General features: G+C 70.8%; 24 protein-coding genes. 11 read left to right on the top strand and 13 right to left on the bottom strand.

The genetic code is table 11. The features are described 5' to 3' along the window. The first annotated feature begins 1 nt into the window (after position 1). On the top strand, positions 2-757 hold the full coding sequence (locus CIK81_RS00780; protein ID WP_096197694.1) for a polyprenol monophosphomannose synthase: 756 nt from the start codon (positions 2-4) through the stop codon (positions 755-757). A gap of 37 nt (positions 758-794) precedes the next feature. Then, positions 795-1,361: an FxsA family protein gene (locus CIK81_RS00785; protein WP_096166197.1), complete on the top strand. Its 567-nt coding sequence runs from the start codon at positions 795-797 to the stop codon at positions 1,359-1,361. Between the two features lie 84 nt (positions 1,362-1,445). Here CIK81_RS00785 and CIK81_RS00790 read toward each other — a convergent pair whose 3' ends face one another. The 5 genes from CIK81_RS00790 to CIK81_RS00810 form a co-directional block, all read right to left on the bottom strand. Next, positions 1,446-1,796 carry an RNA polymerase-binding protein RbpA gene (locus CIK81_RS00790; protein ID WP_096166198.1) on the bottom strand — a complete coding sequence of 117 codons (351 nt, stop codon included), beginning with the start codon at positions 1,794-1,796 and terminating at the stop codon, positions 1,446-1,448. Positions 1,797-1,912: 116 nt separating this feature from the next. Continuing rightward, a complete protein-coding gene (locus CIK81_RS00795; RefSeq protein WP_114328699.1) occupies positions 1,913-2,749 on the bottom strand; it encodes a glycerophosphodiester phosphodiesterase in 837 nt (278 codons plus the stop codon). Beyond that, entirely contained in the window at positions 2,721-3,605 is an 885-nt protein-coding gene (locus CIK81_RS00800; RefSeq protein ID WP_096197695.1) for an SURF1 family protein, read from the bottom strand. Before CIK81_RS00800 ends, CIK81_RS00795 begins: the two co-directional genes overlap by 29 nt. Then, positions 3,602-4,123 carry a hypothetical protein gene (locus CIK81_RS00805; protein ID WP_241963862.1) on the bottom strand — a complete coding sequence of 174 codons (522 nt, stop codon included), beginning with the start codon at positions 4,121-4,123 and terminating at the stop codon, positions 3,602-3,604. Before CIK81_RS00805 ends, CIK81_RS00800 begins: the two co-directional genes overlap by 4 nt. Then, positions 4,120-5,370 carry a hypothetical protein gene (locus tag CIK81_RS00810; RefSeq protein WP_096197696.1) on the bottom strand — a complete coding sequence of 417 codons (1,251 nt, stop codon included), beginning with the start codon at positions 5,368-5,370 and terminating at the stop codon, positions 4,120-4,122. The genes CIK81_RS00805 and CIK81_RS00810 overlap by 4 nt, the downstream gene beginning before the upstream one ends. Before the next feature lie 126 nt (positions 5,371-5,496). Between CIK81_RS00810 and fabG the strand changes: the two genes are divergently transcribed. Together fabG and CIK81_RS00820 are read left to right on the top strand one after the other, a co-directional pair. Continuing rightward, positions 5,497-6,222, top strand: a complete 726-nt coding sequence (gene fabG, locus CIK81_RS00815; protein WP_096197697.1) for a 3-oxoacyl-ACP reductase FabG — start codon at positions 5,497-5,499, stop codon at positions 6,220-6,222. Between the two features lie 39 nt (positions 6,223-6,261). Continuing rightward, complete coding sequence (locus CIK81_RS00820; protein WP_096197698.1) at positions 6,262-6,807, top strand: histidine phosphatase family protein; 546 nt, start codon at positions 6,262-6,264, stop codon at positions 6,805-6,807. A 9-nt stretch (positions 6,808-6,816) separates the two neighbouring features. Here CIK81_RS00820 and serB read toward each other — a convergent pair whose 3' ends face one another. Both serB and glgC read right to left on the bottom strand, forming a co-directional pair. Beyond that, positions 6,817-7,488, bottom strand: coding sequence for a phosphoserine phosphatase SerB (gene serB, locus CIK81_RS00825; protein ID WP_096197699.1), 672 nt, complete (start codon positions 7,486-7,488; stop codon positions 6,817-6,819). After that, positions 7,485-8,726: a glucose-1-phosphate adenylyltransferase gene (gene glgC, locus CIK81_RS00830; protein WP_096197700.1), complete on the bottom strand. Its 1,242-nt coding sequence runs from the start codon at positions 8,724-8,726 to the stop codon at positions 7,485-7,487. Before glgC ends, serB begins: the two co-directional genes overlap by 4 nt. Before the next feature lie 79 nt (positions 8,727-8,805). Here glgC and glgA point away from each other — a divergent pair, with 79 nt between their 5' ends. Then, positions 8,806-9,999 (top strand): glycogen synthase, encoded by a 1,194-nt coding sequence (gene glgA / locus CIK81_RS00835; RefSeq protein ID WP_096166206.1) that lies wholly within the window; start codon positions 8,806-8,808, stop codon positions 9,997-9,999. A gap of 16 nt (positions 10,000-10,015) precedes the next feature. Here glgA and CIK81_RS00840 read toward each other — a convergent pair whose 3' ends face one another. Together CIK81_RS00840 and CIK81_RS00845 are read right to left on the bottom strand one after the other, a co-directional pair. Next, positions 10,016-10,789, bottom strand: a complete 774-nt coding sequence (locus CIK81_RS00840; RefSeq protein WP_114328697.1) for a hypothetical protein — start codon at positions 10,787-10,789, stop codon at positions 10,016-10,018. Next, positions 10,786-12,294 (bottom strand): RNB domain-containing ribonuclease, encoded by a 1,509-nt coding sequence (locus CIK81_RS00845; protein WP_114355271.1) that lies wholly within the window; start codon positions 12,292-12,294, stop codon positions 10,786-10,788. Before CIK81_RS00845 ends, CIK81_RS00840 begins: the two co-directional genes overlap by 4 nt. A 191-nt stretch (positions 12,295-12,485) precedes the next feature. Between CIK81_RS00845 and CIK81_RS00850 the strand changes: the two genes are divergently transcribed. The 4 genes from CIK81_RS00850 (at position 12,486) to CIK81_RS00865 (ending at position 18,070) form a co-directional block, all read left to right on the top strand. Next, positions 12,486-14,669 (top strand): DUF6351 family protein, encoded by a 2,184-nt coding sequence (locus tag CIK81_RS00850; protein ID WP_241963863.1) that lies wholly within the window; start codon positions 12,486-12,488, stop codon positions 14,667-14,669. Between the two features lie 16 nt (positions 14,670-14,685). After that, positions 14,686-15,480, top strand: a complete 795-nt coding sequence (locus CIK81_RS00855) for an ABC transporter ATP-binding protein (protein ID WP_096166209.1) — start codon at positions 14,686-14,688, stop codon at positions 15,478-15,480. Positions 15,481-15,487: 7 nt separating this feature from the next. Continuing rightward, on the top strand, positions 15,488-16,312 hold the full coding sequence (locus tag CIK81_RS00860; protein ID WP_158541867.1) for an RNA methyltransferase: 825 nt from the start codon (positions 15,488-15,490) through the stop codon (positions 16,310-16,312). Positions 16,313-16,498: 186 nt separating this feature from the next. Further along, complete coding sequence (locus CIK81_RS00865) at positions 16,499-18,070, top strand: ankyrin repeat domain-containing protein (protein WP_114355272.1); 1,572 nt, start codon at positions 16,499-16,501, stop codon at positions 18,068-18,070. Between the two features lie 38 nt (positions 18,071-18,108). On the opposite strand, the gene CIK81_RS00870 is transcribed toward CIK81_RS00865, so the two are convergent. The 4 genes from CIK81_RS00870 to CIK81_RS00885 all read right to left on the bottom strand — a co-directional run bounded on the left by CIK81_RS00870 (position 18,109) and on the right by CIK81_RS00885 (position 22,267). Beyond that, on the bottom strand, positions 18,109-18,867 hold the full coding sequence (locus tag CIK81_RS00870) for a bifunctional 2-polyprenyl-6-hydroxyphenol methylase/3-demethylubiquinol 3-O-methyltransferase UbiG (protein WP_114355273.1): 759 nt from the start codon (positions 18,865-18,867) through the stop codon (positions 18,109-18,111). After that, positions 18,864-19,442, bottom strand: a complete 579-nt coding sequence (locus CIK81_RS00875; RefSeq protein ID WP_114355274.1) for a histidine phosphatase family protein — start codon at positions 19,440-19,442, stop codon at positions 18,864-18,866. The genes CIK81_RS00870 and CIK81_RS00875 overlap by 4 nt, the downstream gene beginning before the upstream one ends. A gap of 29 nt (positions 19,443-19,471) precedes the next feature. Then, positions 19,472-20,503: an NAD(P)-dependent alcohol dehydrogenase gene (locus CIK81_RS00880; RefSeq protein ID WP_096166217.1), complete on the bottom strand. Its 1,032-nt coding sequence runs from the start codon at positions 20,501-20,503 to the stop codon at positions 19,472-19,474. Positions 20,504-20,656: 153 nt separating this feature from the next. After that, entirely contained in the window at positions 20,657-22,267 is a 1,611-nt protein-coding gene (locus CIK81_RS00885; protein ID WP_147272332.1) for an HNH endonuclease signature motif containing protein, read from the bottom strand. A gap of 1,094 nt (positions 22,268-23,361) precedes the next feature. Here CIK81_RS00885 and CIK81_RS00890 point away from each other — a divergent pair. Further along, positions 23,362-24,225: a hypothetical protein gene (locus CIK81_RS00890; RefSeq protein ID WP_158541868.1), complete on the top strand. Its 864-nt coding sequence runs from the start codon at positions 23,362-23,364 to the stop codon at positions 24,223-24,225. After that, positions 24,225-26,075, top strand: coding sequence for a DNA polymerase Y family protein (locus tag CIK81_RS00895; protein WP_114311903.1), 1,851 nt, complete (start codon positions 24,225-24,227; stop codon positions 26,073-26,075). Before CIK81_RS00890 ends, CIK81_RS00895 begins: the two co-directional genes overlap by 1 nt. Positions 26,076-26,083 lie beyond the last annotated feature (8 nt).

Raw genomic sequence — 26,083 nt, forward strand, 5'->3', positions numbered from 1 at the left:
CATGCGACCGTCCACTGCACCCCTGCCGCCCACCCTCGTCGTGATCCCCACCTATGACGAGCGCGAGGCGCTGCCGGGAACCTTGGCACGGCTGCGCGACGCCGTCCCGGAGGCCCACGCCCTGGTGGTCGACGACTCCTCGCCGGACGGCACCGGGGAGTGGGCCGACGAGGTGTCGCGCCGCGACGACCACGTGCACGTCCTGCACCGCGCTGGGAAGGAAGGGCTCGGCCCCGCCTACCTGGCCGGTTTCGGCTGGGGGCTCGAGCACGGCTTCGCGCAGCTCGTGGAGATGGACGCCGACGCCTCCCACCGGCCCGAGCAGCTGCCCGGCCTGCTGGAGGCCGTGCGTCGGGGCGCCGACCTCGCGATCGGCTCGCGCTGGGTGCCGGGCGGCCGCGTGCACGACTGGCCGCTGTCGCGCCTGCTGCTCTCCCGTGTCGCGAACCTCTACGTGGGGGCGCTGCTGGGCCTTCGCGTGCGGGATGCGACGGCAGGGTTCAGGGTCTTCCGCGCCGAGCTGCTGCAGCGGCTCGTGGCGCAGGACATCGCCTCCCAGGGATACTGCTTCCAGGTCGACATGACCCGTCGGGCCCGGGCGGAGGGCGCCGTGATCGCCGAGGTGCCGATCGACTTCGACGAGCGCACCGAAGGGGCCAGCAAGATGTCCCCGCGCATCGTGCGCGAAGCGCTCGTGCTGGTCACGTTCTGGGGACTCTCACGCGGCGCCCAGCAGGTCCTGAAGGTGCTGCACTAGTCTGGCGACATCCGAGGACCACAGGAAGGGAACTCGCATGAGCTCAGCACAGGGGACCGGCCCCCGACCCGCCGACAGCTCCACCGGGACCGCGCCGTCGCGCCGATCCTCGCGCTGGGGCTCGCTGCTGCCCGTCGGGATCGTGGTGCTCGGCCTGCTCGAGCTGACGATCCTGGTGATCATCGGGATCAACACCAGCCTGTGGTGGTCGGTGCTGATCATCGCCATCGGCTGGGTGGTGGGCATCGCCCTGCTGGTCGCCGCCGGCCAGCAGTCGTTCGTGCGCCTGCGTTCCCTGGTGCAGGCGGTCCGGGGCCGTGGTGACGTCCAGGACCATCTCTCGCGCCCCGCGTTCACCCTGCTGTCGGCGCTGTTCTTCTTCTTCCCCGGGATCCTCACCGATCTGATCGGGATCGTGCTCCTGATCACCCCCGTGCAGCGGAGGTCGGTCCAAGCGGTGGGCCTCGCGAGCGGTTCCGGCAGCGCCCGCCGGGTGCTCTACCGCCGCAGCGGCCACGGGGTCATCGACGGCGAGATCATCCTCGACGCACAGAAGCCGCGGGACGGCGACGGCCCCACGCCGCCCACCATCGCGCAGGACTGAGCCCCTCCCGAGCCGCCGACCACGACAGCGCCCCCGCCCCGCCGAGACGGCAGGACGGGGGCGCTGTTCTCGCGCGGAGACCGGTCAGAGGTTCCGACGCTGGTGGAGCTTGCCGGCGCGCAGGAGCGCGAGACGCTGGTCCAGGAGCACCTGGAGGTCCTCCTCGCTGCGACGCTCCAGGAGCATGTCCCAGTGGGTGCGGACCGGCTTGCCCGGCTTCATCTCGGGGCGCTCGTGGTCGCGCAGCAGTGCCGAGGCACCGCACCGGCACTCCCACACAGCGGGGACGTCGGCCTCGACGGAGAACGGGAGGACGATCGTGTGGTTGTTGGGGCAGTCGTAGACCGCCTCCTGACGCGGAGCCGCGAGGACTCCTTCGTCGGTCTCCATGGAGAGGGAACCCAGTCGGGTGCCTCGCAAGCTTCGGCTGCTCATGCGGGTCTCGCTTCCTGGCGGGGGATGAGGGCGGGCGGACGGAACCCCGCCCGGTGAGGTCTATGGGTGGCAACGCACGATGGCCCGGATTTGTTCCGGCTCGCCATGTCTCGTGCTCACGCTCCGTCGAGCAGCTCCGAGAGCAGGTCGACGCGGTTGGTAATGATACCATCCACGCCCTTGACCAGCAGATCGTGCATGGTCACCGGGTCGTCGACGGTCCAGACGTGCACCTCGCAGCCGGCCCGGTGGGCCGCGGCGACGTTCGCCTCGGTGACGACCTGGTATCCCTGGTGCTGCTCCGGGACCTGGAGCGCGCCGTACGGCGCGAGGATCCGACGGATCACCCGATCGGGGGCCTCGACGGCGCGAGCGGCGAGGAACGACGCCATCACGCCGCGCGAGGGACTGTGCACCGGGAGCGTCCCCGTCGCCGCCTGCACGGTGCGGATCGTCCTGCGCACGATGGCGCCCTCGAAGCCCGCGATGCACACGCGGTCGGCGCTGCGTGTGCGGGCGATCGCGGAGACCGCCGGCCCGATCGCGGAGGGCGCCTTCACATCGATGTTCACCGGCACGTCGGGGAAGGACCCCAGCACGTCCTCGAGCATCGCGAGCGGCTCGCCCCCGGCCAGACGCACCCCTCCGGCCTGCTCGGCCGTGAGCTCCGCGATCCGTCGCGGATCCCCGGCGGTGCGCAGGAGGTCCTCGTCGTGAACGGCGAGGGCCAGCCCGTCGGCCGTCGCGCGCGTATCGGTCTCGAGCATGTCTGCGCCCGCTGCGAGAGCGTCCTCGAAGGCGCGCAGGGTGTTCTCGGCACCGTCGAGCGCGAGGCCGCGGTGGGCGATCCTGCGCGGCCGCGGGCCGGGCAGGAACCTCGATGCGGGAGCTCGGTGCGAGTCAGCGCGGCGGTCGGTGCGTCGGTCAGCTCCGCTGGTCGTCGATGAGGGCATCCTCTTCCTCCTCGTCCTGGGTGGGTCGACGGGTGCGCGGCACACGTCGGGGTCGGTGGTCGGCGGCAGCGGGGGAGCCGTCCTGGGCGTCGTCCTCGGCCAGCTCCTGCACGGTACGCCGTGTGCGGAGGGTCAGTGCGACCGGGAAGAACAGCGCGAACAGCCACCACTGGACCGAGTAGGACAGATGCGGGCCGAGCGAGGTGTCGGGATCCGGGAGCGCGCGGGGGCGGGCGGAGGGCTCCGGGTCCTCCTGGGCGAGGTCGCCGTACGCCCGGGTGACCAGCTGGGGCTCCTCCTCCGGCAGCTGCTCTGCCACCTGGGGCGGGTTGACCGAGTGGACCTGACCGGCAGGGATCTTCCGATCGAGCGTCGGCTCGGCCGGTCGCAGGCGGGCCGTGATGCTCAGCTCGCCCTCGGGCACGGCCGGCGGGTCCGCGGGGGCGGAGACGTCGCCCTGCGAGCCCACCCAGCCGCGGACCACGAGGAGCGTCTCGCCGTCGTCGCTGTGGAACGGGGCGAGCTGCCAGAAGCCCACGTCGCCGTCGAGCTGACGGTTCCTCACGTACAGGACGCAGTCCGGGTCGGTGCAATAGCTGCCCGTGAGCTCGACCGGCGTCCAGTCGTCCGTGGCGTCCAGCTCCGCTCCCGGGCTCGGGAGCACCTCGTCCAATGGAACGGGAGGGGCCTCGTAGTTGGCCTCGACCACGGCGGCCACATCGCGCTTGCCCTCGAAACGGCCGAACTGCCAGAAGCCGAGGCCCACGCACAGTGCCGAGGCCAGCAGCACCCCCAGGGCGGCCAGCAGGAAGTCACGGCTGAGGAGGGTGCGGCGCAGTGCTGATCGCTGGGTCATCCGGCGACCGGTGCGAGGACGGTTCCGTATGCCCCGGGCAGCGTCGTCAGCAGATGCGTGCCGCTGTCGCTGAGCGCTGCCGGGAGATCGTCGACGGCGAAGCCCACCAGGAGCACGAAGGCGATCGCGGTCAGCGCAGCGAGCACGAAGCCGAGCACGGTCACCGTGATGGTGACTCCCAGCCGCAGGCGAGGGCGGTCCGTGACCGGCTTCGCGGGTGGGAAGCCGTAGTCCTCGTCCTCCAGGTGGTTATGGCTCCACATCCCGGGGTTGACCACGGTGATCGGGTAGGTGCTGACCCGATCGCGGGGACGTGCCCCGCTGGCCGGGACGTCCTCGGAGTCGAGCAGCGGGGCCGCCGCTGCGTCCTGGGAGGCCTGTGCGCCCTGCGACACCCAGAGCCGCCATCCGGCCGGGACCGGCCCCCAGCCGGGCCCGGGGCGGAAGTCCGTCGGCGGGGTCCACCCGTCCCGGGGCGGCTCCGGCCAGTTCGGCGGGGGGTTGAACTGCTCGGTCACGCAGGGACGTCCCAGGAGTACACGTCGACGTAGTTGTTGTACTGCAGCGTGTTGCCGCCCGCCTTCACGAAGTCGAAGAGCACCGTGATCGTGTAGGTCTCGCCCTCGGTGAACTCGTAGGAGGAGTCGTAGTCGAGTCCCGACTCGTCCAGGGCGTACGTCTCCGTCGCCGAGTCGACGCTCCCGCCGTACGGGGTCTTGACGCTGAAGGCGTAGTTCGCGAAGCTCATCGACCCCTCGGTCACGGTGACCTCGGCAGTCATCACCAGGTACTCGCCGTTCTCCGCCGGCTGGACGGTGCCGCCGTAGGCGCTGGGCAGGTCCTCCGCCTTCTTCCACTCCATGCTCACGGCGACCTCGCCGGAGCCGTTCTCGCCGGTGACCTGCTTGGGCTCGGCGGAGGGATCGATCGTGGGCAGCGGGGTGGTCGGCTCCGGCGACGCGGGCTCGGAACCCTCCGCCTCGGTCGCCGCCTCCTCCTCGGTGGCGATCTGCTCCTGCGCGGTGGTGGTCTCCTCCTCGGCGTTCCCATCGCCGCCCAGCAGCAGGATCCCGCCGACGACCGCGACGACCAGTGCGGCCACCAGGAACAGCACGATGCATCCGAGCCACCAGAACCGGGCGACGACGCCCTTCCGGGGAGGCTCGCCGGAGGCAGTGGTCGCGGTCCAGTTCTCGCCGGAGTCCGCGCTCGGCAGGCCCTCGGCAGGCGACTGCCCGTAGGCGGGCGAGGACGGGTAGCCAGTGCCGTAGGCGGGCGCCGGCGACGCCTGACCATAATCCTGGTACTGCTGGTCGTAGCTCTGGCCGGGGCCATAGCTCTGGTCCTGGACCGGAGTCTCCGGCGGAACGGGCGGCGCTGACTGAGCTGACTGAGCTGACTGAGCTGATTTAGCCGACTCATAGGGCGCGGCCTGCGCGAGATCGGCCTCGAGATCAGGCCCGAGGTACTCGTCGGTCTCCGCAGCACGCGGCTCCAGCGCGTCATCGGTCGACGAGTCCTCGAGCGGGGAGGTCTCGACGGGCTCCTCCGCATCGTCGTTCCCGGCGTCAGCGGGTTCCGGCGTCACGTCGGGCTCAGTGGAGGCAGTGTCGTCCGCGGTGTCGTCTGCGAGGTCGGACGTCACCCAGAAGTTCCAGCCCTCCGGGGCCGGGCCCCACGACGGATCCGGCTGCCATCCCGGAGGCGGGCTCCAGTTCGCGTCGTCGATCGGCCAGTTCGGCGGCGGATTGAAGCGGTATGCCATCTGAGTAGGACCTTCCCGAGGCTGGAATGCGCGGACGGGCACCCCACGATTCCCGACACTGTCTCGACACGTATCGTAGAGCACGCACGTCCTACGAGTTCGCAGCCCCCATCGCAAGGAGCCCAGATGTCCGACGCCACCATCGAGCCGCGCAGTGTCCTGATCACCGGAGGGAACCGGGGGATCGGCCGCGCCATCGCCGAGGAGTTCGTCCGCCGCGGCGACAGGGTGACCGTGACGAGCCGCTCAGGGAAGGGCGGTCCGGAGGGAGCGCTCACCGTCCCGGCCGAGGTCACCGACGGGGAGAGCCTGGACGCCGCGATCAAGGCGGCCGAGGACGCCCACGGCCCGATCGAGGTGCTCGTCGCGAACGCCGGCGTGACCGATGACCAGCTGCTGCTGCGGATGAGCGACGACTCGTTCGAGACCGTGCTCGACACGAACCTGTCCGGGTCGTTCCGAGTCGTCAAGCGGGTCATCAAGTCGATGATGCGCAAGAAGAAGGGCCGCATCGTGCTGGTCGGCTCCGTGGTGGGCCTGTACGGCTCCCCGGGCCAGGTCAACTACGCCGCCTCGAAGTCCGGCCTCGTCGGCATCGCCCGCGCGATCACGCGCGAGCTGGGCTCGCGCGGCATCACCGCCAACGTGATCGCCCCCGGCTACGTGGACACCGAGATGACCGCTGCTCTGGCCGACGAGGTGCAGGCCGGATACAAGAAGGCGATCCCGGCGGGCCGCTTCGCCGCGCCCGAGGAGATCGCCCGGGTCGCAGCCTTCATCGCGAGCGACGATGCCGCCTACATCTCCGGTGCCGTCATCCCTGTCGACGGCGGTCTGGGCATGGGACACTGATCCGGAACTTCCACCGAACGAAGGCGTGAACGCACCTCCATGACCACCTCGTCATCTTCGTCATCCTCAGACCCCGACAGTCGTCTGCTGCTGATCATGCGTCACGGCAAGGCGGAGAGCGGCTCCGGCCAGATGGACCACGAGCGCCGGCTCGCCGAGCGAGGAGAGGCCCAGGCGAGACTCGTGGGTGAGTACCTCGAGTCGCAGCACGTGCTCCCGGCGCGCGTCCTGGTCTCCGATGCGGTGCGCACCGTGCAGACCTGGGAGGCCGCCGTCTCGGCGATGCCGGGCTTCGAGGGGACCGTCACCTTCCACGAGGACATCTACGACGGCGGGGTCGGGGATCTGCTCGGTCTGCTGCGCGAGGTCGGCGACGAGCATCGGGTGGTCATGGTGATCGGACATGAGCCGACGATGGCCGCGCTGATCTCGCTCCTGGGGGGCGAGGACTCCGATCCGGGGTCCATCGCCCAGGCGCGCATCGGGATGCCCACCGGCGGGATGGGCGTGCTCTCCGGGGCCCTCGACCACTGGTCGGACCTGGGGGAGGACGCACTCACCGTGCACACCGTGGTGCGCCCCTGAGCTGACGGCTCAGCGGACCGCCGCGGTCTGCAGGTGCGGCCACGCGTCCAGCAGGGACGGGCCCTCCAGGCTCACGTCCGCCACCTCGCGCAGGGCAGGCTTGGCCCGGAAGGCGATGCCGGTTCCGGCGGCCTGCAGCATCTCGCGGTCGTTGGCACCATCACCCATGGCGACGATCCGCTCCGCAGGGACGCGGTACATGCGGGCGTACTCCTGAAGCGCGTGCCGCTTCGCGGTGCCGTCGATGATCGGGCCGGAGACCCGCCCGGTGAGCCGGCCGCCCTCGATCTCGAACCGGTTGGCGAGCACATGGTCGATGCCGGAGGCGGCGGCCAGCTCGTCGATCACCTCGTGGAACCCGCCCGAGACGAGAGCGACGATCCATCCGTCGGCCTTCGCCCGGCTGACCAGCTCGAGCACGCCCGGCGTCGGCACCAGGACGGCGCGCACCTCGGCCAGCACGGATTCCTCGAGCCCCTCGAGCAGTGCCACCCGGGCCCGCAGGGACTGGGAGAAGTCGAGCTCACCGCGCATCGCGGCGGTCGTGATCTCCTCGACCCGGTCGCGGACCTCGGCGTGCTCCGCGACCAGTTCGATGACCTCCTGCGTGAGGAAGGTCGAGTCGACATCGGAGACGAGCAGCCCGGCGACGGCCGGGCGCGCTGATGCTGCGGCGGTCACGGCTCGATGACCGTGCCCTTGCCGATCACCGTGATGCCGGACTCCGTGACGACCCAGCCGCGGGCGCGATCCTGCTCGGGATCCAGACCGATCTGGGTGCGCGGAGGGACCACGACGTTCTTGTCGATGATCGCCCGGTGGATCTGGCTGTGGCGGCCAACGGACACCCCGTCCATGATCACCGAGTCGGACACGCTGGACCAGGAGTTCAGCCGCACCCCGGGGGAGACCACGGAGTTCGAGATCTGCGCCCCGGAGATGACCACGCCGGGCGAGATGATCGAGTCCACCGCGGTCCCGACCCGACCGGGACCGGCGTGCACGAACTTCGCGGGCGGCTCGTTGCGGTGCCCGGTGAAGGTGGGCCAGTCGTAGTTGTACAGGTTGAACACCGGGTGGATCGCGATGAGATCCATATGGGCGTCGTAGAAGGCGTCCAGGGTGCCGACGTCGCGCCAGTAGTCACGATCGCGATCGCCCGAGCCCGGCACGTCGTTGTAGATGAAGTCGTAGACGCCCGCCTCGCCGCGATCCACGAAGTACGGGACGATGTCGCCGCCCATGTCGTGCTTGCTGCTCTCGTCCTGCGCATCGCGGGTGACGGCCTCGACGAGCGCCTCCGTGGTGAAGACGTAGTTGCCCATGGAGGCGAGGATCGAGCCGGGATCGTCGGCGAGGCCCTCCGGGTCCGTCGGCTTCTCGACGAAGGCCGTGATCCGGGTGGGGTCCGACGAGTCGGTCTCGATGACGCCGAACTGGTCGGACTGGTCGATCGGCTGCCGGATCGCGGCGACCGTGCAGGCGTTGCCGGATTCGATGTGCGCGTCGACCATCTGGGAGAAGTCCATGCGGTACACGTGATCGGCGCCGACGACGACCACGTAGTCGGGCTTCTCGTCGTGGAGGAGGTTCAGGGACTGGTAGATCGCGTCGGCCGACCCGAGATACCAGTGCTTGCCCATGCGCTGCTGCGCGGGCACCGGGGCGACGTAGTTGCCCAGCAGGGAGCTCATGCGCCAGGTCTGCGCGATGTGCTTGTCCAGCGAATGCGACTTGTACTGGGTCAGGACGACTACGCGGAGGTATCCGGAGTTCGCGATGTTCGACAGCGCGAAGTCGATGAGGCGATAGATACCGCCGAACGGGACAGCAGGCTTCGCCCGGTCGAGGGTCAGCGGCATCAGCCGCTTTCCCTCACCGCCGGCGAGGACGATGGCGAGGACCTTTTTGGACGACATAGTGCGAGGATAGACCAGACGTGGCACCGGTCACGGCCACCGGGCCACATTCGAACATCTCAGAGGACAGGGGTCGAACATGCGCGTGGATCTGCTCACCAAGGAGTATCCGCCGGAGGTCTACGGGGGTGCGGGGGTGCACGTCGCCGAGCTCACCCGGGTGCTGCGCCCGTCCATCGACGTGCAGGTGCGCGCCTTCGGGGCGCCGCGCGAGGAGGACGGCACGACCTCCTACAGCGCGCCCGCCGAGCTCGCGGGCACGAACGCGGCCCTCAGCACGCTCGGCACCGACCTGCTGATCGCCGCGGACTGCGCCGGCGCGGACCTGGTCCACTCCCACACCTGGTACGCCAACTTCGCAGGTCACATGGCCTCGCTGCTCCACGGCATCCCCCACGTGCTCTCCGCGCACTCGCTCGAACCGCTGCGCCCGTGGAAGGCCGAGCAGCTCGGCGGGGGATACCGCGTCAGCTCGTTCGCCGAACGCACCGCCTACGAGGGCGCGGCGGGGGTCATCGCGGTCTCCGCCGGGATGCGCCAGGACATCCTCCGCGCCTACCCATCGGTCGACCCCGCGAAGGTCCATGTGGTCCACAACGGCATCGACATCGAGGAGTGGTCCCCGAATCCGGAGACCTCGGCGCTGACCTCCCGGGGCATCGACCCGGAGGCGCCGACGATCGTGTTCGTCGGCCGCATCACCCGGCAGAAGGGCCTGCCCTACTTCCTGCGCGCCGTGCGCGATCTGCCCAGCGAGTACCAGGTGGTGCTGTGCGCGGGGGCGCCGGACACCCCCGAGATCGCCGCGGAGGTCGACGCGCTCGTCGGGGAGCTGGCACGAGACCGGGGCAACGTCCACTTGATCACCGAGATGCTGCCGCGCCACGAGCTCACCCAGATCCTCACGCACGCCACGACGTTCGTGTGCCCGAGCGTGTACGAGCCGCTCGGGATCGTGAACCTCGAGGCGATGGCCTGCGGCATCCCCGTGGTCGCCTCCGCCACCGGGGGCATCCCCGAGGTCGTCGACGACGGGACGACCGGCTACCTGGTCGAGCTCGACCAGCTCGACGACGGCACCGGAACCCCGGTGGATCCCGATCGCTATGTCACCGACCTCACCGACGCGCTGGTGCGGATGGTCTCGGATCCGCAGCGGGCACGGCAGATGGGGGAGGCCTCGCGCCGCCGCGCCGCCGAGCACTTCTCATGGACCTCGATCGCCGAGCGCACGCTGGAGGTCTACCGCACGGTTCTCGCCCAGCAGTCCTGACGGCCGGTCTGCGCTCTCAGGCCACGACCCGCTCCACGGCCTCCACCAGGGCCGTGCGGGCGGCGTCGTGCAGCTCGTCGAGCAGTCCGCGACGTGCGAGCGCCTCGGCGAGATGGATGGTGTGCCCGTGGCCCTCGTCGATCTCGGAGCGGGTGAGCAGCAGGGTGCGCGAGGCGAGCACCAGGAGGTGGGCGGAACGCTCGTCGAGATGACGGGGGAGCGCGGTCGAGATCCAGGTGGGAGGGATCCGTGCCGGCTCGACGGGCTCGTCGGGCACCAGGTCGAGGTCGATGCTTCCCTCGGCGACGCGGCGCAGCGCCAGCAGCAGCTCCTCCCGGGCGTGGCCGGAGGTCGCCGGTGGCGCCACGTGGGTGCCGATCGGTGCCTCCAGACGGCTCCACGAGACGCCGTGCACGGCGCCGCTGGGATGCTCGACCGGGGTGATCAGCGGGACCAGCGTGTGGTCGGCGATCCCGGCGGCCGTCACCACCACCGCCTGCTCCGCCTCGATCGCCGCGGGGATCGCCGCAGGCGGCCCCACCAGCCCGGCGATCCTTCCCGGCACCGGCAGCACGAGCCGCATCTGGGCGAGCGGCAGGCGCCGCAGGCCGGTCATCCAGGCGAAGAGGTCCTCGCCGTCACCGGCCGGTCCGCTGCGGCCCACGCCGTGGCTCATCTCCGCGGCATCGTCGGGCCCCATGTCCCCGCGCAGATAGGCGGAGGTCCACAGCATGAGCACCGCGGCCCGGGGCAGGGGGACCAGGTCCCTCCCGGCGGCCGCCTCGCTCATGACCGGACCCCGTCGGCCGCGACGAACTCCGCGTGCCGGGCGGCGGTATCGACGGATTCGAGCCGCACCCGCACCACGGCGCCGAGATCGGCGTCCATCGGGACCCATGCGGTGACCGGCGGGTCGGTGAGCTGGACCTCGACGCGGGTCGGAGCCGCGCCCTCCGCCTGCTTGCCCTCCCGCCGATCGATCACGGTGGCGGCGAAGGTATCGCCCTGCCAGGTGGCCAGCGCCGCGGCCTCGACCAGGTCGAGCGCCGCCCGCTCGAGCTCGCCCGCCCTCGCGCCGCTGCCGCGCATCGCCTCGGGGATCTCGCCGAGCGCGGCGAGCAGGTCGGGATCCGGCGCCCGGCCCTGCACATGGGCATGGCACACGAGCAGCACGAAGCGGTCCACGAGACGACGCAACGGTGCGGTGGCGTGCGCGTACGGGGCGGCGATCGCGGCCTGCACGGTGTCCTCGGGGATCTCGTCGGCGCTCGTGAACGCCGCATAGGACGCACCCCGGAAGAGCGACGTGGCGTGGTTCAGGAGCGCGAGATGGGCCGGGTCCTGCCAGTCCAGCGAGCGCAGGAACTCGCCATAGGCCTGGCCCGTCGGCCAGGGGATCCTGAGTGCCTCCGCCTGGCGGCGGAACCGGTCCATCGCCTGGGCCTGCGCGGGCGGCATCGTGCGCAGGATCCCCGCGCCGTGCTCGAGCATCAGCTGAGCGGCGGCCATCCCGGTCATCAGGGAGATCTGCGCGTTGGCATCCTCGATCGGGTGGGGCCGACGCCAGCCCAGATGCAGCCGCTCGCCCTCCTCGACGACCTCCTGCTCGGGGACGTTCAGGCTCGCACCGCCGCGGACCGATTCCTGCCGCGCCCGCAGCGCGCCGATCTCCTGCAGCAGGACCATCATCGGATGCCCCTCGCCGCGGTCCAGTTCCGCCTGGACCTCCTCGTAGGCCAGCTTCTGGACCGACCGCACCCGGGAGCGCTCGAGACCGATACCGCGGATCTCCCCGATGCCGTCCAGATCCAGCACCCATACGAACGCGGGGGTGTCCTGGTCCGGCAGCAGGGACGCGACGCCCTCGGACAGCACCTCGGGGTGCAGGGGGATCCGACGATCGGGGAGATAGACGGTCTGTCCGCGTCGGCGTGCCTCACGGTCCAGGGGCCCGCCGAGGGCCACGAACCAGGGCACGTCGGCGATCGCGTAGAGCACCCGGAACCCGCCGCCGTGTCGCTCCAGGTGCATCGCCTGGTCCAGATCGGTCGAGCTCGCGGGGTCCAGCGTCACGAAGGGCACCTCGGTGCGGTCCGTCCGCTCAGCCGCCTCGACGCCGTCGGCGGTCTCCAGGCTCCGGGCGGCCGCCTGCTCCGCCTCGGCGAGCGCGTCGGCGGGGAAGCCCAGGGGCAGGTCGTCGGCGGCGGGCGCCAGGAGGGCGTCGATGCCCTCGCGGACCACGTCGGCCGCCACCGATCCTCGCGGAGCGGTCAGGGAGACGGGGCGTTGCGGCACTGCGACCTCCTGGAAGGGCGGTTCGGGCGCGGTCAGCTTACGGGGCACGAGGGGCGGACGGGGCTGGTCCGGGAAGTCACGACGGGGCAAAACCTCGCGGATTCGCCGGACGGGGCCACGGGCGATCGATAGCGTCCTCGATGTGTCCGAGATCTCCTCGACGCTCCCCCGTCACTCCTCGAAGGTCCCCTGTGCCGATCACCCGCAGAGCCCCCGCCCGTCTCCTCACCGCTGTCCTCGCGGCCGCCGGCGTCCTCGTCGCCGGCCAGGTCCTCGCCGACGTCCCGGCCGCGCAGAGACCGGGCGGCCTGCACCTGGACACCGTCTCGAGCGCTCCCGATCTCATCACCGGCGATGATGCCTTGGTCGAGATCTCCTCGGCTCATGGCTTCCCGCACCAACGGGTGGAGATCTCCCTGAACGGCGAGGACGTGAGCGGGGCCTTCTCCTGGGACGAGCGGCGCGAGGTCCTCGTGGGCCTCGTCGAGGGGATGGAGCAGGGCGAGAACGAGCTGCGCGCGGACCTTCCCGGGCAGGCACGGGGCGGGGCATCGCTCACGGTGGTGAACAACCCCGACGAGGGACCGCTGTTCAGCGGGCCTCATCAGCAGCCCTTCACCTGCGAGACTGCCGACTTCGCCGTCCCCGGGCTCGACGAGACGCTCGGGGAGCCGCTCGATGCGAACTGCTCGATCGAGGACCGCGTCGACCACGTCTACTACACGACGCAGGGGGACTGGGAGGAGTTCCCCACCGACGCGACTGCCTATCCCGACGATCTCGCACGCACCACGACGGCCGACGGGGTCGACGTGCCGTTCATCGTCCGCCTCGCCCATGGGACCGCGAACCGCGGCATCTTCCAGCATGCCGCCCTGCACGACCCCCTCACCGAGGATCCCGTGACCCCGTCGGCCCGGCCCGAGGGCTGGAACGGGAAGGTCGTCTACACGCTCGGCGGGGGTTGCACCGAGGGCTGGTACCGCCAGGGCCCGTCGACCGGAGGCGTGCTCGACCCGAACGTGCTGGCCGAGGGCTACGCCATGGTCTCGTCGTCCCTGAACGTGTTCGGCAACAACTGCAACGACCTGCTGACCTCGGAGACCGCGCAGATGACGAAGGAGGAGTTCATCGAGACCTACGGGCGTGACGACTTCACGATCGGTCTCGGTGCCTCGGGAGGCGCCTACCAGGGGCACCAGGCGGCGGACAACTACCCCGGCATCTTCGACGGCGTCGTCGTCGGCGCCTCCTTCCCCGAGGTCGGCTTCGGCACCATCGACGCCATCACCGACGCCCGTCTCCTCCAGCACTACTTCGCCGAGGGGGCAGGCGTCGAGTGGTCGCCGGAGCAGAAGCGCCGGGTCACCGGATTCCAGAATCTCGCGACCATGGACAACGTCTCCGTCGGCGCCCAGCGCATCGATCCGCGCGAGTTCTGCCCGCCGACCCTGCCCGAGGAGGACAGGTACGACCCCGACACCCATCCCACCGGGGTCCGCTGCGACGTGTATGACCACACCTCGACCGTCTACGGCACCGATCCCGAGACTGGCTTCGCCCTGCGGCCGCTGGACAACGTCGGCATCCAGTACGGACTCTCCGCACTGGACGACGGGACCATCGACGTCGGCCAGTTCCTCGATCTCAACGACAGCATCGGGGGATACGACCAGGACGCGAACTTCCGGCCCGATCGTTCGCTCGCCGATCTCCCCGCCGTCGAGGCCGCCTATCGCACTGGTCGCCTGACGGACGGCGGCCAGGGCCTCGCGAGCACACCGGTCATCGACTACCGCGCCTATGCCGACGAGAAGCCGGAGGGGGACATCCACGTCCGATACCACACGACGTCGATGCGGGAGCGCCTGCGCGAGGCGAACGGGTCGATCGCGAACCACGTGAGCCTGCTCGAGGACGACCGGTACGGACTGTTCTCCACCGAGAGCCCCCTGCTCATGCACGCCGTGACGGAGATGGACGCCTGGCTGACCGCGCTCGACCCGGCCGATGACCCGGATCTCCGCCCGACGCTCGAGGAGATCGGTGCCGCCCGACCGGAGACGCTCGTCGAGGGCTGCATGGGCCCGGGGGAGGATCCCGAGTTCCTCGCCATGACCCTGGACCGCGATCCCGGCTCCGAGTGCGAGCAGCTGTATCCTTCGGCCAGCTTCCCCCGCGAGGTGGCGGGGGAATCGGTCAGGGCCGACGTCATCGCCTGCACTACCGCGGAGCCGGTGCGCGAGGACTACCCGGTGGAGTTCACCGACGAGCAGTGGCGGCGGCTCCTGGGCGCGTTCCCCGAGGGCGTGTGCGACTACACGGTTCCCGGGCGAGGTGAGGTCGCGCATGAGGGGACCTGGCAGCGATTCTGACGATAGGCTCGGAGGCATGTCCGTCGCAGCTGCCTCCCTGACCGATGTCGTCGTCCGCCGCAGCGGGCGCAACATCCTCGATTCCGTGTCCCTCGAGATCGCCGAGGGCGAGCGCTGGGCCGTCCTGGGCCCCAACGGCGCCGGCAAGTCGACGCTGGTGGGTCTGCTCTCCGCCCGCATGCACCCCACCGCGGGCACCGTCGAGATCATCGGCGAGCAGCTCGGCAAGGTCGACATCTTCGAGCTGCGCCCCATGATCGGTCTGGCCAGCCAGGAGCTCGCCGACACCATCCCCGTCGAGGAGACCGCGGAGAACGTCGTCGTCACCGCCGGATACGGTGTGGTGGGACGCTGGCGCGAGCAGTACGACGAGCTCGATCTCGAGCGGGCCCGCACGCTGCTCGCGGCGTTCGGCGTCGGCGATCTCTCCACCCGCATGTTCGGCACCCTGTCCACGGGTGAGCGCAAGCGCGTGCTCGCAGCCCGTGCCCTGATGACGGACCCCGAGCTGCTGCTGCTGGACGAGCCGGCCGCGGGCCTGGACCTGGGCGGCCGCGAATCCCTGGTGCGCACTCTGGGCCGCCTGGCCAAGGACCCCGCGACGCCGGTGACCGTGCTGGTCACCCATCACGTCGAGGAGATCCCTCCGGGCTACACGCACGTCGTGCTGCTGCGCGAGGGAGGCGTGGTCGCGGCCGGACCGATCGAGGACACGCTCACCTCGCAGAACCTGACCCGCACCTTCGGGCTGCCGCTGGTCGTCGAGCAGCGCGGGGACCGCTACACCGCGCGCTCCCTCTCGCTGGACTGACCCGGCGGTGGAGTCCACACAGCTGCATCGGATCACGGACCTCTCGGATCCGGCCCTGGACGACTACCTGCGCATGACCGATGTGCGCCTGCGGTCCCGCGTCGAGGTCGAGCGAGGCCTGTTCATGGCCGAGAGCTACGAGGTCATCTCTCGCGCGATCGACGCCGGCATGGCACCGCGCTCCTTCCTCATGGGCGAGAAGTGGCTCGAGAAGTTCGCGCCGCTGTACACGCCCTTCCCCGAGGTCCCGGTGTATGTCGGGGCAGAGCCGCTGATCGAGCAGCTCACCGGCTTCCATCTGCACCGCGGCGCGCTGGCCGCCATGCAGCGTCCGCAGCTGCCCGAGGTGGCCGAGGTGCTGCGCACCGCCCGCACCGTCGCCGTCATTGAGGACATCGTCGACCACACCAACGTGGGCGCGATGTTCCGCTCCGCCGCGGCGCTCGGGGTCGACGCCGTGCTGGTGACCCCGCACTGCGCGGACCCGCTCTACCGACGCTCCATCCGGGTCTCGATGGGGACCGTCTTCCAGGTGCCGTGGACGCGGCTCGAGCAGTGGCCGCGGGCCGGGGTGGACCTGCTGCACGAGGCGGGATTCGACGTGCTCGCGCTCGCCCTCTCCGACGACGCCGTCGCCCTCGACCAGGTCGACCTGGGGCCGGAGCGCAAGGTCGCTCTCGTGCTCGGTGCGGAGGGGCATGGTCTGAAGCCGACCACCCTGCGTGCGGTCGACGAGCACGTCGTGATCCCGATGGCCGGGGGAGTGGACTCCCTGAACGTGGCGGCGGCCAGTGCGGTCGTGTTCTGGCAGCGCCGCGCGATGCTCGGCTAGCTGCTGCCCCTCTTGATCGCCCGCTTGATCGCTCGTGCCCTCGACGCTACGGTCAGGAGCGCTGGTCAGGAAGCATCCGGTCCGCGGGAAGGGCTCAGCCCACCTGGCGCTGGATCATGGAGCGTGCTGGCACTGCCTCCTTTCGCCCGTCGATGCGGACATCGGGCTTCTCGAGAGGAGGTCGGCATGCCGACCCATCATCTGCCCGATCACCCGCACCCCGATCATCTGCGGCACCAGGCCAGACGCTTGCAGCGAGAGGTGCGCGCGGGACGTCCCGACGCCGTTGCACGGGTCGAGGAACGTCTCCCCGGAGGGGCCCCGACGAATCCCGGGGAGTTCCGGCTCCACCAGGCGCAGCTCGTCATCGCTCGTGACCATGGTTTCCCCAGCTGGCCCCGGCTCGTGCGCTATCTGCGCACCGTCGCCGCTCACCGCTGGGATTCCGCGACGCCGACGCACGGCCCCGTGGAGGAGTTCTGCCGGCTCGCCTGCCTCACGTACTCGGGCGCCGCCGGTCCCGAGCGCTGGGCCCGCGCCCGGGAGATGCGCGCCGCGGACCCCGATCTGACGTCGGGCAGCATCAGTGCCGCCGCGGCCGCCGCCGATCATGCCGAGGTGACCCGGCTGCTGCGGGATGATCCGTCGCTCGCCGCCCGCCGGGGCACGTCGCAGGCCTGGGGTCCGCTGTTCACCCTCGCCTACTCGCGGCTTGATCCCGAGGTCCCCGAGGAGCGCGTGCTGGGCATCGCCGAGGCGCTGCTGGAGGCGGGCGCCGATCCTCACGAGGGTTACCTCTGGGACGGTGGACCGTCCGTGTTCACCGTGCTCACCGGGGTTTTCGGGGAAGGGGAGCAGGGTCCGCGACGTCAGCCCCGGCACCCGCACTCGATCGCTCTGGCACGCATGCTGCTGGAGGCGGGGGCGGATCCCGTCGATCACCAGACGCTCTACAACCGTCAGTTCCTCGCAGACGACGACCACCTCGAGCTGCTGCTCGCCTACGGCCTCGGCTCCGGGGACCGTCCGGGCCCCTGGCGGGAGCGCATGAACGATGTGCACCACGACCGTGAGACCGCACTGCGCATCCAGCTGCGCTGGGCGATCGAGCACAGGTTCCCGGGCCGGGTCCGGCTGCTCGGCGCCCACGGGGTCGACGTGCTCTCGCCGTTCGAGGACGGCCGGACACCCCTGGCCATCGCCGAGATGTACGGCGGCCCGGAGGTGATCTCCGCCCTCCACGGAGCCGGTGCGGAGCATCCTGACAGGACCGGCGCGACACCCGGCCCGTCGGCCGATGCCCTGATCGCCGCGGCCTTCCGTGCGGACCGCACCGCCGTCGGCGATCTTGCCCGGAACGACCCTGGACTCGTCCAGGTGCTCCGGGAACGCGGCGCGAACCTGCTTCCCTGGGCGGCCTCGGCCGAGGGTCGCAGCGAGACGGTGCGTCTGCTGGTCGGGCTCGGCCTCGACGTCGATGCGCGCGGCCGCTCCGACGTGCCGGTCGACGGCGGCTGGAGGGAGATCGGCTGGGGTCGGACCGAAGGGGAGCACCGAGGGCATACCGCCCTGCACGTCGCTGCTCATCGCGGAGATCTCGAGCTGGTGCAGGCTCTGCTCGAGCTGGGCGCCGACCCGAACGTGCTCGACACCGATCACCACGCCACCGCGCTGGGATGGGCGGAGCATGCTGCGGCCGACGGACAGGGCCGGAGCGCGGTGATCGACGTGCTCGGCCCGCTCACGGGTGCCGGCTGATCACCGCGAGCCGCCGCAGCACCGCTGGTCGGCTCAGATCAGGTGCGGGGCGCGTCGGCCCGACGGGCAAGGAGACTGATCGCATTGGGCAGCCGGCCGTCCCAGGCCGCGGCCGGAATCTGGTCCTCTGGCTTCCAGAACGGGTCCGGGTGCTCGGCCAGGTGCAGCAGCTCGAATCCGGCACCGAGCACCGTCATCACGACCTGCGCGAGAGTGCGCTGGTGCTCGGTCGCTCCGCGCGCCGGGAAGGTGTCGTTGACGTGGCTCGCGGCGAAGTAGCTGCGATCGCTGCGCACCCATGTCTCCTCGGCGTCCCAGGACCACAGCGGGACCAGGGGATGGGCCTCGTAGACGAAGAGGTGCCCGCCGGGTCGTAGGAGTCGGTGCATCTCGGCGGCCCAGGCGTCGAGGTCCTCCATCCAGGTCAGCGCGCCCTTGCCGGTGTAGACGACGTCGGCGACCGACGGGTCCAGTCCGGTGTGCGGCAGCTCGGCGACCTGGTACAGGCAGCGCACGCCGAGATCATCGGCCCGCCGCTGAGCAGCGGAGACTGCGGTCGGGCTGTAGTCGAGCCCCAGCACGCTGCGGGCACCCAGCCGGATCAGGGCGTGGTCGTCGAGGCCGTGCCCGCTCTGCGGATGCAGCACCTCCGCTCCCTCGAGCAGGGGCCGCAGCAGCTCCTCCTCGAGGGGCAGCAGTCGCACGGTGCGTGCTTGCGCGAGGTGATCGTCGTACTCGCGCACGTGCTTGTGCGAGGCGTCGTCCCAGGCCCGACGGGTCTCCTCATAGGTGCTCATCGCTCGAGGCTACGGGGCAGGGTCGGGGTGAGCGACGGAATTATTCGCGGATCCGCCGAGATCCGAATGGTCACGAGGCTTGGGAAGGGCAGCGCGTCCCAGTAGTCAGCCGCCGATCGCCCTTGGCGAAGTGCCCCGATACCGGCTAGCCAGGCGGTCATCACCATGCCGTGCGTGGCGATCAGCAGATCTTCATCAGGATGCTCCTGGACTGCGTCGCCGAATCGCCGCGCAGCCTCCTCCAGCGTCTCCCAGCCGTGATGGCGCGTATCGGGCAGGCTCTGCACCCACGCTCGCCGACGGGCTCGGACGTCATCGTCGTACGGCTCTCCGGGCCGGATCACCTCGCCGAATCGGGGGTCGCAATGCCGCTCCCTGCCTGTTGCGAGGCGCGCGGTCTCGACGGCCTTGATCTCCTGGCTGCTGAGCACCCGGTCGACGTCGGGAACACGGTCACGCTGTGCGGCCGCTGCAAATCGCCCCGATGAGCTCAGCGGCCAGTCGGAGGGAGATGAGGTGGGGTCCGGCACCGGCATGGCGTGACGGAGCAGATGGATCCTCCGCTCCGCCCGCATGCCGTCCACCTCGACCCGTCCACCTCGACTCAGAGCGTGATCTGCAGCTTCACATCCGTCGGGCGCCCCTCGAGGAAGCGCTCGAAGGCACCGACGGCGTTGTCGAAGGTGAAGGTCTCCGAGACGAAGCGGCTGAGATCCACGGCATCGGTCGCCGCGAGATCGATGGCCTTCTGGTAGACGTTCGCGTAGCGGAACACGGTCTCCAGGGAGATGCCGCGGCTCTGGGCGGTGGCGATGTCGAAGGGCACCGGATCCACGGGCATGCCGACCAGCACGATGCGTCCGCCCGGCGCGGGCAGCGACCAGAGGCTCTTGTAGGCGGGCGCGGCACCGGTGGCTTCGAAGACGACCTGCGGGCCCCAGCCTCCGGTCTCGGCTCGCACCCGCTCGCCCAAGTCCTCCTTGGTGGCGTCGACCGGGATGATGCCCTCGAGCCCGTCGAGCAGGGCCAGCTTCTCCGGCAGGACATCGCTGATGAAGACCTGGCTGGCACCACCGGCGCGGGCGGCGATCGCGGTCATGATGCCGATCGTGCCGGAGCCGACCACGGCCGCGACGTCACCGGGCTTGATGCCGGCCTTGGTGGCGGCGAACATGCCCACGGAGAACGGCTCGATGAGGGCGCCCTCGGCGAAGCTGAGGCTGTCGGGGAGCTTGAACGTGTACGACGCAGGGTGGATGACTTCGTCGGTGAGGCATCCGTCGACGGGAGGCGTGGCCCAGAACTGCACGTCGGGGTCGACGTTGTAGTTGCCCTCGCGCACCGCGCGGGAGGAGGGGTTCGGGACGCCGGGCTCCATGGCGACGCGGTCGCCGGGGGAGAGGTCGGTGACACCTTCGCCGACCTCGACGACGGTGCCGGAGCCCTCGTGTCCGAGGACCATCGGCTCTTCGACGACGAACGGGCCGATCTTTCCGTCGGTCCAGTAGTGCACGTCGGAGGCGCAGATCCCGACGGTATGCATCGCGATGCGGACCTCTCCGGGACCGGGCGAGCCGACGGGCTCGACCTCCTCGATGGACATCCGGTTCTTCTCCTGCAGCACCAGCGCACGCATGGGACTCCTTTTCGAGGCGATGTGTTGGAGCCCTCATGATCGCAGAGGAACGGACGGTCATCACAGGCCGTTCATGGCACGGCAGGTCAGCGGCCCTGGTCCCAGGGCCTGCACTGCGAGTCGGGGCACCTCTCGGTCCGCACCCGCCTGTGCTCAGAATGGGGGTGGGTTGTTGTAGTGGTCGGGGGTGGGGTCGGGGTATTTCGGGTGTCGGCGGGTGCGGGGTCGGCGGGTGTGGATCTGTTGGCGTTGTTCGATGATCCGGTCGTGGCGGGGACGTGCGGCTTCGGTGGTGGCGGTGCGGAGGGCGTCGTCGTGGGCGCGGAGGTGGGTGGTCCAGGCGTGGTCCAGTGCGCGGGCGAGGAAGGGGGTGAGCAGGTCGGTGTCCTCGCGGGTGCGGGCACGGATCTCCGCGTCGATCACCCATTGGGTCTCCAGCGGTGGGAACACGGTGGGATGGTGTTCGGGGATCAGGCCGAGTGGCGGGGGAGTGATCTCGGGGTCATCGCTGGTCGTGGGGCGTTCGGGGTCGATGTGGCCGTCGGTTTTGATCTGGTGGTGCAGCCAGCACAGGCGGTGGAGGTTGTCCAGCGTGGTGGGGCCGCCGAGCGCGGGTTGAGCGTGGTGGTATTCCTCGATGTGGTCGTCTTCCGCGGCGAGCACGGTGGGGCGGGTGCAGCCGGGCGCGGCGCAGACCGGGTGGCGCAGACGCAGTTGGAGCCGCATCTGCTTGGTCGGCGTATATGTCTCTGCAGCTACCGGGAGGTAGGCACCGGTGGTGGGGTCGGTGAGGATCCGCTGCCATACCGCCTGTCCCGCGGCGAGGGCTCGCGCCTGGTCGGCGGGGACCGGGATCATGCCTTCGAGCATCCCGGGAGCATTGGACACTCCCAGCAGGGTCAGCGCGGGGACGGTGACCAGGAGGGTGTAGGACGTTTTCGGGGCGGGCACCGGGTCCATGTCCAGCAGCGAGTGGGTGAGGACCGCGTAGCGCAGAGCGGCCAGTGACAGGGGCCTGCCCAGGGTGTGCAGGGTCCCGTCGAGGTCGAACGGGATCTCCTCGTCACCGTGGTCGAGGGCGTGGCGCTGGGCTGCTTGGAGGGTGTGGGCGCAGGTGTCCAGGCGGTGGGCGAGGTCCTTGATCTCCAGGATCGGTCCGGTCACCGACAGGGTGGCCAGTCCCGCGGCGGGGCCGTGGACATCGAGGTCGATCCGGCGCTGCATGCGCGGGGGCGTGGGGACCGTGCCGGCGGTGACCATCGCGACCAGGGTGTTGAGGTGGCGACCGAACTGGTCCCTGGAGATCGAGGCCAGGTCCCAGGAGGCGACATGCTCATCGACCACCCGGGTCTGTTCCTCGGTCAGGGCACGGACCTTGCGCAGCAGATGCTGATGGAACTCCTCGGGCAGATCCCCGGCCAGGAGCACAGTGAACGTGGCGGGCATGAGTCTCACGGCGCGGTGCGCGTCCCGGACCAAGCATTCCGCGCGATGCGTGGAGACACGCAGCCCGACCGCGACCTTCACGGCGGTGATGTCCGCGGAATCGATACAGCCCTCGGTATCGGGGTCGCGGGTGAGGAACGAGGCCAGCAGTTCGTGCTGGTGGGCGTAGAGGATCGCGCGTTCGCGCAGGGTGTCATGCAGTGCGAGCACCCGCAGTGCCTGCTCGCTGCCGGGCTCTGCGGCACTGGATTCGATGATCCAGTCCGGTGTGAGCTCCCGACGGGCCAGCACCGGCCACGCCTCGATCTGCGGAACCATCCCCTCCACCGGAGCCTCATCCGGCCCCGAAACAACAGCAGTATCCGGTTCGGTGGCGTCATCCGGGCCGGGACTGCCAGCAGACCGGGGAGCGGACGCGTCGATGGCAGCCGGACGCGGGGGCGTGACCGGAGTTCCGAGCGGACCGAACACACTCCTGCCTGCTATGTCGGGACGCTGCTCTTCACGCTCGAACTCTTCCCCCACCGTGACCCCTCCTCCCACACACCCAACCCCGTGACCCACACGCGCATCCTCAGCGCCAGGAGTATCGACCTCAACGCCGATAACTCCCCCCATTTTATGTCGAGAACACCGCCACCGAAAGAGCACCGACGCAATGGGGATGAATATGTGGACAACCCGCCCATGGGGAGGAAAGGTGAGCTCCTCGAGGAGCATGGAGACGGGCTCATCGACGGTCCATGAATGGCAGATGCGGGGGCTCGCAACCGCAGATGCATGGACGCTCTCGGGGGTCGTCACCAGCACTCATTCCGCAGAGAGTGCCACATAAGCGCTGGCAGAGCCGCTTTACACGTTCGGACGGAAGTGCCCACCGCCGGGCAGCCCGGGCTGGTCGCGCCGCCCATGCCGCTCTCCCAGGACACGGCGACCACTCGTCCGTCGTCGCGCACGGCGCCCGGTGCCGCTGACTCCCGAATTGACCCAGGGGTGCATTTCAGTGAATGACCTGCGCGGTGTGCATAAATTGTCTCTGGGGAGGAGAGGAGCGAATTCCTCAATGCGCACTTGAGGTTCACTGTCTGCCTCGGCGCCCCCTCCGAGGGATTCTCGCCAGCATGGACTCACGCCCTCACGCCCTCCCTGCCACCCCATCGGCACACCGTCCGCCACTTCCGCACTCCCCGACGCATCGCCCCGCCGCCACGCCACTCCGCCACCATGTCGCCCCGCCGTCACGCCACCTGTCACACCCCACCATCAGACTCCGTACGTACGTTCGAAGCCGGGGCCTGCACGGCTTGACCGGAGAGCAGTAATGAGGCGTACAGTTCGAACAGACGTTCGAACTGTAGTTCGAGCCCGGCACGGTTCCCGTCGTGCACGGGATGTCGGGAGGAGGTGGATCGATGAGCACGCGTCTGCAGGTGGCTGCTCGCGAGGCGGAGCCCGTGGACCGGGAGGACCGTCTGGCCCTGGCTCGTGCCACCCTCGGGGCCGCCGAGCGCAGCGCTGCCCGCTGGGGCGGGAAGATCGACCGGACCGCTCTGCGGGGAAGCTCCCTGCATCCGGTGCGGCCCGATGCCGGCTCCAAGCCCGGATCCGCGTCCACGACCTTCCCCGAGCTCGAGTCCGAGGACGGGCTGGGCACACGGCTGGCGGTGCCGGGGCCGCTGTCCGCGCTGTTCCCTCGCAGCAGTCTGCGCGCGGGCAGTTCTGTCGCGATCGAGGGAGCGGCGAGCACCTCCCTGCTGCTGTCCCTCGCGATCGCGGCGATGGGGGAGGACTCCTGGTGCGCGATCGCCGGCATACCCGATCTGGGGCTGCGAGCCGCCCTCGACGCAGGCCTGGACCCCACACGCCTCGCGCTCGCCCCGGCGCACGGGGAGCACCGTCCTCAGGTGCTCTCCGCGCTGGCCGACGGTGTCGGCGTGCTCGTGCTCGGTCCGGGCCTGGACCTGGCCCCCGCGCTGTGGCGCAGCCTGCTGGGCCGCGCCCGCACCGCAGACACATTGGTCCTCGCCGCCGTCCCCCCTGGTCGGGCCGATCTCTCGCTGCGCTCCACCACGCGCAGCTGGACCGGGCTCGGGGCGGGCTCGGGGCGGCTGAGATCGCGCCGTCTGGCGGTCTCCGCCGTCGGCCGAGGGATTGCCGGGCAGCGCGAGGTCGAGGTTCTCCTGCCGCAGGTGGGCGGGATGATCGCGTCGGTGCCGCAGCCCCGCGCCGCCTCCTCCGGGATGCGGCTGCTGGAACCCGTGCAGAGGGCCGGATGATGACTGCTGCCGCCGACCCCCGCACCGACCTCAGCACCGACCTCAACGTCGGCATCGACACCAACATCGACACGAACATCAGCGCCAGCACCAGCACCAGCAGCACCAGCACGGCCACCCGTACCGTCGCCGTCACCGTCCCGGACTGGCCGCTGGTGGCCGCACTGGATCGCCATCAGCGCCGCACGGCCGACGGTGCCAGCAGGACAGACGGCGCCGACAGGACGGACGGCGCCGACGGGCCCTCCGATGCCGCTCCCGCTCTCGACCCCTCCGTCGACCCGGTGATCCTGCTCGACCAGCACCGCGTCACCTTCGCCGGGGCCGCGGCGCAGGAGGCCGGGGCGCTGCCGGGGATGACACGCCGGGCGGCCCGCGCCGCCTGCCCCGAGGCACTCGTGCTGGAGGCGGACAGGGAGCACGAATCAGCTCTGTTCGAGCTGGTCGCAGCCGCGGTGGACACGATCGCCGCCGGGGTCGACGTGCTGCGCCCCGGGGTGCTGCTGATGTCGGCCCGCGGTCCGGCCCGTCACCAGGGAGGGGAGGAGGCGCTGGCCGAGCGGATCCTCGACGCGGTCGCCGAGCTCACCGGCTGGGACGCCGCCGTGGGGATCGCCGACGGACCCTTCGCCGCGCTGCTGGCCTCCCCGCCGGGACGCATCGTGCGCGAGGGCCGCAGCGCCGACTATCTCGCCCCGCACCCGATCACCGCACTGCGCAGCGCGCCCGTCGGCCCGGGATGGGGGCACCGCGGGCAGCCCTCGGCGACTCGTCCTGAGAAGCGGCTGGACCTCGCCGAGACCGTCGACCTGCTGCAGCGGCTCGGCATCGCCAGTCTCGGAGATCTCGCCGCCCTGCCCTCCGCAGCGGTCGCCGATCGCTTCGGGCCCGACATCGCCACCCTGCACCTGCTGGCCCGCGGCGGGGAGCCCGCCCCGCCCGCGGCGCACCATCCCACCCAGCCGCTCCTCGCCGAGACCACCCTGGAGACCCCGCTGGTCCGCACCGACCAGGCGGCCTTCATCGCCCGTCCGCTGGCGGAGGAGCTGCACACGATGCTCGTCGAGCGCGGACTGATCTGCACCCGGCTGAGGATCGTGGCCCGCACCGAGGGCGGCGAGGAGATGGAGCGCACCTGGCGCCACGACGGCGCACTCACCGTGGCCGATGTCGTGGACCGCATCCGCTGGCAGTGCGACGGCTGGATCACCCGCTCCCGGCTCGGCGGCCCCGCGACCGGCGCGATCACCCGGATCGGTCTGCACCCGCTGCAGCTCGCACCGGCCGGGGAGGGTGCACCGGCCCTGTGGGGCAGCGCCGGCGAAGCCGCCGTCCGGGCCTCGCGCGCTTTCGCCCGTGCGCAGGGACTGGCGGGCGAGGATGCCGTCCAGGTCCCGGCGCGGCTGGGCGGACGTCTGCTGGCCGAGGAGACGACGCGGGTGCCCTGGCGCAGCGAGAAGCCGGCCGCGCGTCCCGGACCCTGGCCGGGCTCCCTGCCGCGTCCGGTGCCCACCACCGTGTTCCGCGAGCCGCCGTCGGTCGCCCTCCAGGATGCCGCGGGACGGCCCGTCGTGGTCACTGCTCGGGGTCTGCTGAGCGCCGCTCCGGCCCGGCTGCTGGTCCTCGCGCCCGGGGCTCCGGTCCTGCAGCGTGCCGGGCTCCGCGCCGGGTCGGAGCACCCGGTGCTCGCCCACGGTGCGCCGACGGTGATCGACGAGCGCTGGTGGACCCCGGCGGGCGTCCGCTCCGCCCGGCTGCAGCTGGTGGTGCGCTCCGCGGGCGACGAGGAGACCGCGGTGCTGGCGCTGTCGCGGACCGGGAACTGGATGCTGGAGGGGCTGTATGACTAGGCAGAGCG

This window comes from Brachybacterium sp. JB7 (genome assembly GCF_003335205.1).
GTDB classification, from domain to species: domain Bacteria; phylum Actinomycetota; class Actinomycetes; order Actinomycetales; family Dermabacteraceae; genus Brachybacterium; species Brachybacterium alimentarium.

Excerpts from the sequence above, each read along its gene's own strand:
- CIK81_RS00780 (WP_096197694.1), top strand. The coding sequence starts at position 2 with ATGCGACCGTCCACTGCACCCCTGCCGCCCACCCTCGTCGTGATCCCC.
- CIK81_RS00785 (WP_096166197.1), top strand. The coding sequence starts at position 795 with ATGAGCTCAGCACAGGGGACCGGCCCCCGACCCGCCGACAGCTCCACC.
- CIK81_RS00790 (WP_096166198.1), bottom strand. The coding sequence starts at position 1,796 with ATGAGCAGCCGAAGCTTGCGAGGCACCCGACTGGGTTCCCTCTCCATG.
- CIK81_RS00795 (WP_114328699.1), bottom strand. The coding sequence starts at position 2,749 with ATGCCCTCATCGACGACCAGCGGAGCTGACCGACGCACCGACCGCCGC.
- CIK81_RS00800 (WP_096197695.1), bottom strand. The coding sequence starts at position 3,605 with ATGACCCAGCGATCAGCACTGCGCCGCACCCTCCTCAGCCGTGACTTC.
- CIK81_RS00810 (WP_096197696.1), bottom strand. The coding sequence starts at position 5,370 with ATGGCATACCGCTTCAATCCGCCGCCGAACTGGCCGATCGACGACGCG.
- fabG (WP_096197697.1), top strand. The coding sequence starts at position 5,497 with ATGTCCGACGCCACCATCGAGCCGCGCAGTGTCCTGATCACCGGAGGG.
- CIK81_RS00820 (WP_096197698.1), top strand. The coding sequence starts at position 6,262 with ATGACCACCTCGTCATCTTCGTCATCCTCAGACCCCGACAGTCGTCTG.
- glgC (WP_096197700.1), bottom strand. The coding sequence starts at position 8,726 with ATGTCGTCCAAAAAGGTCCTCGCCATCGTCCTCGCCGGCGGTGAGGGA.
- glgA (WP_096166206.1), top strand. The coding sequence starts at position 8,806 with ATGCGCGTGGATCTGCTCACCAAGGAGTATCCGCCGGAGGTCTACGGG.
- CIK81_RS00840 (WP_114328697.1), bottom strand. The coding sequence starts at position 10,789 with ATGAGCGAGGCGGCCGCCGGGAGGGACCTGGTCCCCCTGCCCCGGGCC.
- CIK81_RS00855 (WP_096166209.1), top strand. The coding sequence starts at position 14,686 with ATGTCCGTCGCAGCTGCCTCCCTGACCGATGTCGTCGTCCGCCGCAGC.
- CIK81_RS00865 (WP_114355272.1), top strand. The coding sequence starts at position 16,499 with ATGCCGACCCATCATCTGCCCGATCACCCGCACCCCGATCATCTGCGG.
- CIK81_RS00870 (WP_114355273.1), bottom strand. The coding sequence starts at position 18,867 with ATGAGCACCTATGAGGAGACCCGTCGGGCCTGGGACGACGCCTCGCAC.
- CIK81_RS00875 (WP_114355274.1), bottom strand. The coding sequence starts at position 19,442 with ATGCGGGCGGAGCGGAGGATCCATCTGCTCCGTCACGCCATGCCGGTG.
- CIK81_RS00880 (WP_096166217.1), bottom strand. The coding sequence starts at position 20,503 with ATGCGTGCGCTGGTGCTGCAGGAGAAGAACCGGATGTCCATCGAGGAG.
- CIK81_RS00885 (WP_147272332.1), bottom strand. The coding sequence starts at position 22,267 with ATGGTTCCGCAGATCGAGGCGTGGCCGGTGCTGGCCCGTCGGGAGCTC.
- CIK81_RS00890 (WP_158541868.1), top strand. The coding sequence starts at position 23,362 with ATGAGCACGCGTCTGCAGGTGGCTGCTCGCGAGGCGGAGCCCGTGGAC.
- CIK81_RS00895 (WP_114311903.1), top strand. The coding sequence starts at position 24,225 with ATGACTGCTGCCGCCGACCCCCGCACCGACCTCAGCACCGACCTCAAC.